Origin of the sequence: Oscillibacter sp. ER4, from assembly GCF_000765235.1 — a bacterium.
Taxonomy (GTDB): domain Bacteria; phylum Bacillota; class Clostridia; order Oscillospirales; family Oscillospiraceae; genus Hominicoprocola; species Hominicoprocola fusiformis.
Window position 1 is genome coordinate 1 of record NZ_JPJG01000099.1, and the last position, 8,713, is coordinate 8,713.

Here is an 8,713-nt window from a genome sequence, read left to right on the forward strand (position 1 = left end):
CCGCCTAAGAGCACACAAATTTGAATATTGACATAAGCCCACGTAGCTCAGCTGGATAGTAGCGATCGCCTCCTAAGAATATGTTAATCACGCGCCAAATGATTTTTCCAAATCAGGTTCGTAGTTCGAATGCAGCGGGTTTTTGAAATCTCAAAACGCTGGATTTTGAAAACCCGCTGAGTTATAATAATGCAGGTAAGACGTAGTCCTAAGGGTAAAAAAACCTTGAAAATACGCCATTTTTTAATACACGTCTCTGTACCTCAGTTGGATAGAGGGTCCGCCTCCTAAGCGGAACGCCGGCGGTTCGAGCCCGCCCAGGGACGCCAGTCAACAGCGCGGGAGATGAAAAATCTCCCGCTTTTTTCTAACCGGATTAGATGTCATCCAAAATCACAGGACATTTTGCTAATCAGAAAAAACGTCACAAAATGACTTTTGGCTAAAAATGGCGCATGTTTTCGTGTTCACCTGTGTATCTGGGTGTAAATCTGTGATAAATCGCCCCTATTGCTGCAGAAATCCGGAATATGATACCAGGAACTGCTATGTCTGAAGAAAAAGACCGTAGGGCAGATTTCTAATGGCGTTAGGAAATCGGGTGACGAGATTTTAGAATTCTAAAATCAACCACCAAAATTAGAGAAAGCAGCAAACCGGGATTTGGAGGATAGCGTATATGAAATACAAAGGAACGCTTATTGTTGTTAAAGACTGCAACCGTGCTCTAAAGTTTTATAGTGATATGTTTGGGCTTCAACTTCTACAAGACAATGACGGAAATATGGAACTGACGGATCATTTGTATTTGCAGGAGTTGGGTTACTGGGAAGATTTTACGGAAAAACGCATAATTTCAAACAGCAATCAGTCCGAATTATATTTTGAAGAACCCGATATAGAAAAATTTGTGGCACGACTTGAGCTGCTCTACCCCGAAACCGAATATGTCAATTGTCTGATGACACACAGTTGGGGGCAAAAGGTAGTCAGATTTTATGACCCTGACGGAAATCTGATTGAAGTAGGAACACCCGTGTAACACATCTCGACTACTTTCAGTTTGTCGTTCTCCTGAACAACTAAATATAGATATCTTACATAGCCCCGTGGTGACGAAAATCACTGCGGGGCTTTTGTCGTCTCCGGACTTCCCCGGTGACTGATCAAAACTATGGAGGATATCGTGATGAGAAAAAAAGTGAGACGCAAAACCATTCTGATCGATGGGATCAGATACTATGATGACAAGCCGGATACCTGCCGCAAGTGCTTCTTCTGGAAGAACCGTAAGGTCGGCTGTGTGCTTGGAACGCAGAACTGCTACTACCTGGCTGAGGCAGTAAAGACCGAGCAGGAAAAGAAATGTGAGGGCTGCTGTTACGCCAAAGGCCATCCCTGTGTCAGTGCTGTCTGCTACAAGGAGCTGGATGTGTGGCTCAGAGCTATCCGGGCTAACCGCGCAAAGGAAGAAGGTGCGGCAAATGAGTAAGAAGGATGAGGTCTTCCGCAGATATGAGAAGCTGGCGAAGGCTGCAAAGAAAGAAAATCCCGGGAATGCATCGGACCATAAGCCTGGAAGCTGTACTCACTGCCTCTACTATCGACCGGATTTCAAGTATCGTCGGTGCCAGTTCACCAGATGCCCCTATGGCAAGGATAAGGATGTGTTTCGCAAGAAGCCTCTGAAGCGCGATAAATTCTCCTGAAAGCAGGTGGTGACTATGAGTGTTTGATTATTTCTATGGACCTCAGGCAGAACAGTTTGCCTTCTACCGGGTTCCCAAGGTGCTTTTTACGAATGACCGGTTCAAATATGTACAGCCATATGAATAACCCAATGGCCGGACAGACAAAAAATGTACAGAATTATATCAGCGCGACTTTCCCTGACGGTCATACCGAAATACTTTTCACTCCCCTGGCCCCGTTCGAGACGCCGGAAGCACTGGATCGGATCTGTGAGGAGTACAATAAGGTTATCGGCAATATGGAATTGGAGCCCTTAATTGCTATTCCAATCTTCATCCACGATTTTCTGTGTATTCATCCGTTTAACGAGAAAGAAGTAACAAAAGGATATGCTAATATCTCAACATTTCAGCCAGAGGTGGCTGATTTTTTTATGCTCTTTTCAGCCTGATTTTTGAAATTATCATATCAAACCAACACACCAAAGTAGAAGTATTGAATACTCCCTAATGAGATTTTTTAAGTGTCATTTTTAAGTGGCGTGTTTACCCTATATCAATTATGACCCGTGAAATTTACTGCATTTTTTCAGCGTTTTTATTTTGAAAAAAGACTATTAAAAATAAAGTGAGAGGAAAATGTGCTTTAAGTGTCATGTGAATATTGGGTATGAATACCGCATTTACGATTTCAAAAGTATAGAAATGATAAAAGTTGAATGAAGTATGATAATATGATAAAATTAGTAACCGACAAATAAGAATTTGAGGAGGTGATAAGATGACAGCATATATGAGATTAAGATAATACCGCGAGTTGTGTTGCGGTACATCCGTATTACATAACTCGCTTTCGGTCAAGAATGTAATAATGGAGGATGTCATGAATAAAATTATTAGATTTAATGACAGCGAAAAGCTTTTTCGTTGTCCAATATGTAAACGAAAGTTAAAGATGGTAGGCAATAGTTTGCTGTGTAGTAATAAGCATTGTTTCGATATTTCTAAATTAGGATATGTGAATTTTGCATTAAATCAAAAGCAATCTAAGCATTATAGCAGAACTTCTTTTGAAAGCAGAAGGGATATTTTAGAAAAGGGATACTATTCACATATTCTTACGGAGATAACACATATATTGAGCAAGCTTGAAAACATAACAACTATTCTTGATGTCGGATGTGGTGAAGGATATTATTCTAGAAAAATCAAAGAACTATTTCAAGCAGATATAGTTGCTTTTGATATTTCAAAAGATGCCATTTCCCTTGCTTCAAAAAGAGACGGTAGTAAGTCTATAAAGTGGTTTGTGGGTGATTTGGAAAATATGCCAATTAGAGACCACTCAGTAGACTGTATACTGGACATATTTACACCAGCTAATTATTTGGAGTTCAATAGAGTTCTGACGGATAGCGGCTATATTGTAAAGGTTATTCCTGGGAATAAACATCTGATGGAGTTCAGAAACATTGCAAAAGAACATTTGAAAAATCAAGAGTATTCCAATGAGAATGTGATTAACTTATTCAAGAAGCAGTATTCTGTTATTTACCAAAAAAGAGTTTCAGAATCATATGAAATGCCGTTAGAGGATATTAAAATTTTTGCAGACATGACCCCACTGCTCTTCCATGTAGATAAAACTGAGATTGATTTCAAAAAGCTAAAAACTTTGACGATTGATGCAGAGATATTTGTGGGAAGTCTATAACGCTTGAAACTTTCAGTTTGACGGAGCAACAAATTCCAATTTGTTGAACTGAATAGAACATATCCCAAAGGAGCAAGGTTGAAATATACCTTGCTCCTTTTTTGTTTGGCATTCATAAAAAGGTCAGTTATACACACCAATACTTATCTCGGACAGAGACTTATTTTTATAGCTATTCGGAATGAGCGAGTCCGTTTCTTGTTGGAATAAAAACTTTTCAGACATAAATTATAAAACATTACCACAGTTTTTCTAAAAGGCTACTACAGTTGTTAGAAAACAGGAGGGGGTTACGAGTTTTTTTAATGGACATAAATCGGAACTACCTACTTTATAAATTTAGAAAATGCTATGTATATATGTTTAAAAAATGTTTGATATTCATTGATAAATAAAGAAAAACTTGAAGTTCATATTGATAATGTTTGTTTGTAATTCTTGTTCTCTCTTAGTGGATGATGGGTATTGGCTATTAGGGGTGGGTGGTCGGGGGAAATCTTTTCAAAGAATTTTTATATAAGGGGACATTCGGATAAATAATGGACAATTAAAAATATATTAAGTAACTGATATGTAGAAGGAAGTGGTTTTATGAGTGGCCGTAAAAAGGTGGACTACCACCAGGTATATGACAAAGTGGTTGGTAAGCCGACTAATAGAGATACAAGAAATCAGCAGCTGACAGTACATTGGCTCTTAGAAGGAAATCTTGAGCAATTAACAAGGAACGACCCTTATTTGTGGTATCTCCGTGGCGGTGTAGAGCGTTTGATTGAGCGTGCTGACAAAGAGAGAAAAAAGAATCTATAAAGATAATGTAGTGGGTATAGAAATAATGTGAAAAGGAGTATGTGTATGACGAAAGAAGATGCGGTAAAGACTATTGAATTGTATAGGGATAAGGTGGGAAAAATTGAAAAGAAAGTGCGTTATATTCAAGCACAGCAAGAATACAGAGACGAGATTTCATTCGGATACTATTTGCAGAATATCGATTACTTGATTTTTAATATCGGTTTGAATCTTGAGTGTTTGGAAAATACCATTGACCGCACTCTGGCGCTGTATCAAGAAGGTTTTATTTGCCAAACAGAGCGTTATATTGAGGACGATACTAAGGTTGAAATTAAGAAAGTTCGTAAGTATCTGAGGGAAATTGATGATTTGTTGGAAAAGGCAGTTACAGAGAAGCATATAGAGTTTGAAGAATGGGCTGAGGCTGAGAGAAAAAAAGAGTTGGAAGAAGCAATAGCAAATGCTGAAGAGATGAAAAAGAATGGTTGGTTGTAAGATGGTATGAATTATGGGTGTTAGTAAGGAAGCGGTATTCTTTTGATTCGGTGTTTTATTGGTTTGGTGGGACAGATTTTAGTTGATATGGTTTGGACGGTATATGGAGGGTGGTTTGAATGCTGGGTTGTATCAAATTTGAATGGTTAGTTGATATGAGCCAGCACGGTTTCGTGCTGGCTCATATCTTAGAGAAGTATAAAGAAAGAAGTGGTGAATATGGGTAAGTCATATAAGAAAAATGAGATTCGTGATGCTGGTAAAGGGGTTAGGTATGAGGTTATCCCTTTTAAGAGCAAAAAGGATATTGAGAAGGTCAAGCAATATCTGATGGGTAAACAAGATAAACGTGATTTTGCATTGTTTGTCGTTGGTATAAATGTTGGTTTGAGAACCCAAGATTTGGTTGCGTTGAAAATATCGTCCGTGTCGAAAAGTAGAAACTCAATAGAGCGAGTGGTACAGGTCATAGAGCATAAAACGGGTAAAATTCGTTCTTTCGAGTTGAATGACGTAGCCACAGCAGCGTTAAGGTTATATTTGAATTCGTTATCAGAATATGAGCCGAATGGTTGGCTTTTTCCGTCAAGAAAATCTAATGTTGGTGAAGGACATTTGACTGTGGAGGCAGTTCGTAGGATTATAAAAGACACCTGCAGAGAGTTACATATAGAGGGTAATTTTGGAGCCCATAGCCTAAGAAAGACTTTTGGGTATTGGGTTTACATTTCAGGGGTGCAAAAAAACCCTCTCATTTTGGTTACTTTACAAAGGATGTTCAACCACAGTTCCCAAACAACTACGATGAGGTATATCGGCATAGAATCGTCTGAGATTTCAAACATATATCGTAATCTTAATATATGATTTTGGATTTGATGTAAAAATGGTAATGAGTATAAAAATTGATTGAAGGGGTTTGTATTGCTGGTTTTTCAATACAAACCCCTTCTTCCTATTTTTGTTTTTAGATTTGCCGTTATTTCAATGAATAGAGTGTGTTAGGTTTTATTTTTTTCGTCTTATTTTAATCTAATTTTTCTCCGAGCACATTGTCATGGTTGTACTGTAGTTAGTAGCAAATTTTCTTGATTTTTTTATAGAATAATCTATACTGGTGATATGGTAAGAATTGTTTACAAAGGTGGTAAGATTAGTTGACTAAATCAGAGAAGATAAGAGAACTATCAAAGCAAGGTAAAACGGTTGAAGAGATACATAGTGTCGTTGGAGGGTCAGTATCTTATATTTATAAAATCCGTTCTGAGACGGGCAAAAAAGACCAAGGCGTTTTTGAAACAGCATTACAGAGGAAGATTAAAAAATTGAGCAGGTCATATACCGTATCAGAAATAGCAGAAAAGGTTGGTTGCAGTAGGCAGTATGTTCATAAGGTGGTAAAGAATCAAAATCATAAGATTCTGCCCTTCATAGAGAAATACTCAGAGCAGGACGAGTATTATACTCCCCTATATGCCATTATCCCTATCGAGAAGTATTTAAAGCGTCATTCTGTAATATGGTGTCCTTTTGATACGGAAGAGAGTTTATTCGTAAGATATTTTAGGATGATGGGGCATTCTGTGTCATTTTCTCACATTGATTTGGGTCAAGATTTTTTTGAAGCCGAGCCTCCTATTTGTGACTACATAATCAGTAATCCCCCATACTCTAAGAAAACAGAAGTTTTTGAGCGATTGAACGAATTGGGTTTACCTTATGCTATGTTGGTTGGTAGTGCTGGGCTCTTTGCAGCAAAGGCACGATTTGATGTATTTAAGGATGGAATTGAACAAATGAATTTTTCTTCGCGTGTGGGGTATATGACTGACTATGGTAGCGGTGAAATACAAGCACACCCTCCTTTTGAGAGTTGTTACATTTGTAAGGGGGTTCTTCCTTCGCAGTTGGTTTTTGAAGAGTTAGATAAGACAAAAATCACATTGTAAGTAGCAGTAGTATCTTGGTAAATCAAAGTAAATATGTGGTAACTACCAGTTATTCTTTTCGGCCTTGATATCTTGTTGCTGAAGAGTTATCATCGTGACCAAAAGATAAAGGGGGTTACGCCTATGAGAATATTTGCAACTTCCGATATTCACGGTAGCAGAACTATCATGGATAAACTGAAAATTATTGCAGAAAAAGCAGACCTTATTCTCATTTGTGGAGATATTGGTGGTAAGAACACGATAAACAAAACTTTTCTGCAATTTTCTGACTATCAGAAAAGAGATGCAGACTATCTTTGTGCCATTCTGAGTGAGATTAGCACCCAAAGCAGATTTATTTTGGGGAATGATGATTGGTTTGAATATCAGGACAAGAATTATCTACAAGAGCCAGAAATCATTGAGGGATTGACCTTTATCCCTTTTGAATTCGTCCTGCTTACACCGTTTAATACCAACAGAGAGGTAAATGAGAACAAATTGGCTTACGAGCTCAACAAACTCAGCGCCGATAAGAATTCCATTGTGGTAGCACATACCCCTCCTATTGGTGCAGGTGATATTTTGTGGAGTGGTAGCCATTGCGGTAGCCGTTCCGTAAGGAACTGGATTGAACGGATGCAACCACGGATATGGTTTTGTGGGCATATCCATGAAGATAATTCGGTTTCCCTTGTCGGTGATACTTTGGTGTTTAACTGCTCCTGTTCCTACGAAGATGATATTTTGAAAGGTTGGCTTGTTGATAGTGATACATTGGACTATGAAGAAATTGAGATATGACATAAATGAGTTGAGAGACAGCACTTAAGGGGTGCTGTCTCTTCTTTTTTTATACGCTATATGCTTATTCATACTTCTCTAAGACATAAATGGGTGAATAACCAAACATAAATGAAGACAGTTACTTGTAAATAGGTGTCCAAAAAATTTTTATGAGGAGGATGCCTATGCAAGATGGTGATTCAAGAAATCAAGGTGTAGAAATTATGTACGATAAATTTGATAAATCCAAAAAGAAGGATAACTACAAACTGCTTGATATAAAGCAGACCGATAGATTTAGGATTGTTCTTTTTCAGGTGGATTTGCCTGAGGACGAAAGGAAATTACTGAATCAGAGATTAGCCCGTAAGGCTTTTCTCTCCTAATAATATTTTAGTGGGTACGGGTCTGAATTCAGACCTGTACCCTATTTAGAAAGAGGTATATAGAGTATGAAAGCAATTTATGTAAGACAGTCTGTTGTAAAAGAAGATAGTATATCACTAGATACACAAGTGGAGTATTGTTTGGGTGAAATTAAAAACGGCGAACAATACAAGATTTACCGAGACCAAAAAAGTGGTAAAGATACAAACCGTGAGCAGTTCCAAGATATGATGGAAGATATTAAAGACGGGATGATTGATACAGTCATTGTTTATAAGATTGACCGTATTAGTAGGTCAGTCTATGACTTTGGCAATATTATGAGTGAGTTTGAAAAATATAAGGTCGAATTCGTTTCCGTCAATGAAAAGTTCGACACCTCTACCCCTATGGGTCAGGCGATGCTACAAATCGTTATGGTGTTTGCGGAATTGGAGCGTAAGACCATAAGACAGAGAATTATTGATAATTATTATGCTCGTGGTAAAGAAGGCAGATATTTAGGTGGTAAGCCCCCTTATGGCTTTTCCAAGCAAGAAATTACTATGGGTGGTAAGAAGACCTATCAATACATAGAAAACCATGAGCAGTCTGAGTTGGTAAAAGAAATCTTTAAGAGATACTATGAAGATGTAAACTCTTCTTATGGCGCAATATCTCAATGGATAAATGAAGAAGATACATATAAGACTGCAAGGGGGAACGATTGGAGTAACAACACTATTTCACGTATTATCAGAAATCCTGCATACACTTTTGCAACCGCTGAAGTCTATCTCTACCTGCAAAGCAAGGGTTACATTATGAATAATGAGATAGATGATGTAAATTTCAGCCACTGAGCACCACTTGCACGGAAAAACAGCTCCACTTTCACGGAGATTCAGCGCCACTCTCGCGGGCATGAGGTCCAC

General features: G+C 38.1%; 12 protein-coding genes and 1 tRNA gene. All 13 read left to right on the forward strand.

Going from position 1 to position 8,713, the window contains the following annotated elements; genetic code table 11:
- Positions 1-252 precede the first annotated feature (252 nt).
- The 13 genes from NI20_RS0112755 to NI20_RS0112815 all read left to right on the forward strand — a co-directional run bounded on the left by NI20_RS0112755 (position 253) and on the right by NI20_RS0112815 (position 8,641).
- A tRNA-Arg gene (locus tag NI20_RS0112755) sits at positions 253-329 on the forward strand.
- A gap of 350 nt (positions 330-679) precedes the next feature.
- The gene (locus NI20_RS0112760; RefSeq protein WP_033121772.1) at positions 680-1,042 is read left to right on the forward strand and encodes a VOC family protein; all 363 of its coding nucleotides are present in this window, start codon (positions 680-682) and stop codon (positions 1,040-1,042) included.
- Positions 1,043-1,189: 147 nt separating this feature from the next.
- The gene (locus tag NI20_RS0112765) at positions 1,190-1,492 is read left to right on the forward strand and encodes a hypothetical protein (protein WP_052084707.1); all 303 of its coding nucleotides are present in this window, start codon (positions 1,190-1,192) and stop codon (positions 1,490-1,492) included.
- Complete coding sequence (locus tag NI20_RS0112770; RefSeq protein ID WP_033121773.1) at positions 1,485-1,709, forward strand: hypothetical protein; 225 nt, start codon at positions 1,485-1,487, stop codon at positions 1,707-1,709. Before NI20_RS0112765 ends, NI20_RS0112770 begins: the two co-directional genes overlap by 8 nt.
- A gap of 92 nt (positions 1,710-1,801) precedes the next feature.
- Complete coding sequence (locus NI20_RS0112775; protein ID WP_033121774.1) at positions 1,802-2,143, forward strand: Fic family protein; 342 nt, start codon at positions 1,802-1,804, stop codon at positions 2,141-2,143.
- Positions 2,144-2,574: 431 nt separating this feature from the next.
- Positions 2,575-3,405: a methyltransferase domain-containing protein gene (locus NI20_RS0112780; protein WP_081958511.1), complete on the forward strand. Its 831-nt coding sequence runs from the start codon at positions 2,575-2,577 to the stop codon at positions 3,403-3,405.
- A 591-nt stretch (positions 3,406-3,996) separates the two neighbouring features.
- The gene (locus NI20_RS0112785; RefSeq protein ID WP_033121776.1) at positions 3,997-4,215 is read left to right on the forward strand and encodes a hypothetical protein; all 219 of its coding nucleotides are present in this window, start codon (positions 3,997-3,999) and stop codon (positions 4,213-4,215) included.
- A gap of 45 nt (positions 4,216-4,260) precedes the next feature.
- The gene (locus NI20_RS0112790; protein WP_033121777.1) at positions 4,261-4,695 is read left to right on the forward strand and encodes a hypothetical protein; all 435 of its coding nucleotides are present in this window, start codon (positions 4,261-4,263) and stop codon (positions 4,693-4,695) included.
- A 219-nt stretch (positions 4,696-4,914) separates the two neighbouring features.
- Positions 4,915-5,562 (forward strand): tyrosine-type recombinase/integrase, encoded by a 648-nt coding sequence (locus NI20_RS0112795; RefSeq protein ID WP_052084709.1) that lies wholly within the window; start codon positions 4,915-4,917, stop codon positions 5,560-5,562.
- 290 nt (positions 5,563-5,852) lie between these two features.
- Positions 5,853-6,644 carry a helix-turn-helix domain-containing protein gene (locus NI20_RS0112800; protein WP_242842999.1) on the forward strand — a complete coding sequence of 264 codons (792 nt, stop codon included), beginning with the start codon at positions 5,853-5,855 and terminating at the stop codon, positions 6,642-6,644.
- 123 nt (positions 6,645-6,767) lie between these two features.
- Positions 6,768-7,430, forward strand: coding sequence for a metallophosphoesterase (locus NI20_RS14355; protein WP_052084710.1), 663 nt, complete (start codon positions 6,768-6,770; stop codon positions 7,428-7,430).
- A 167-nt stretch (positions 7,431-7,597) separates the two neighbouring features.
- Positions 7,598-7,798 (forward strand): hypothetical protein, encoded by a 201-nt coding sequence (locus NI20_RS0112810; RefSeq protein ID WP_033121778.1) that lies wholly within the window; start codon positions 7,598-7,600, stop codon positions 7,796-7,798.
- Positions 7,799-7,864: 66 nt separating this feature from the next.
- Entirely contained in the window at positions 7,865-8,641 is a 777-nt protein-coding gene (locus NI20_RS0112815; protein WP_052084711.1) for a recombinase family protein, read from the forward strand.
- The last annotated feature ends 72 nt before the right edge of the window (positions 8,642-8,713 follow it).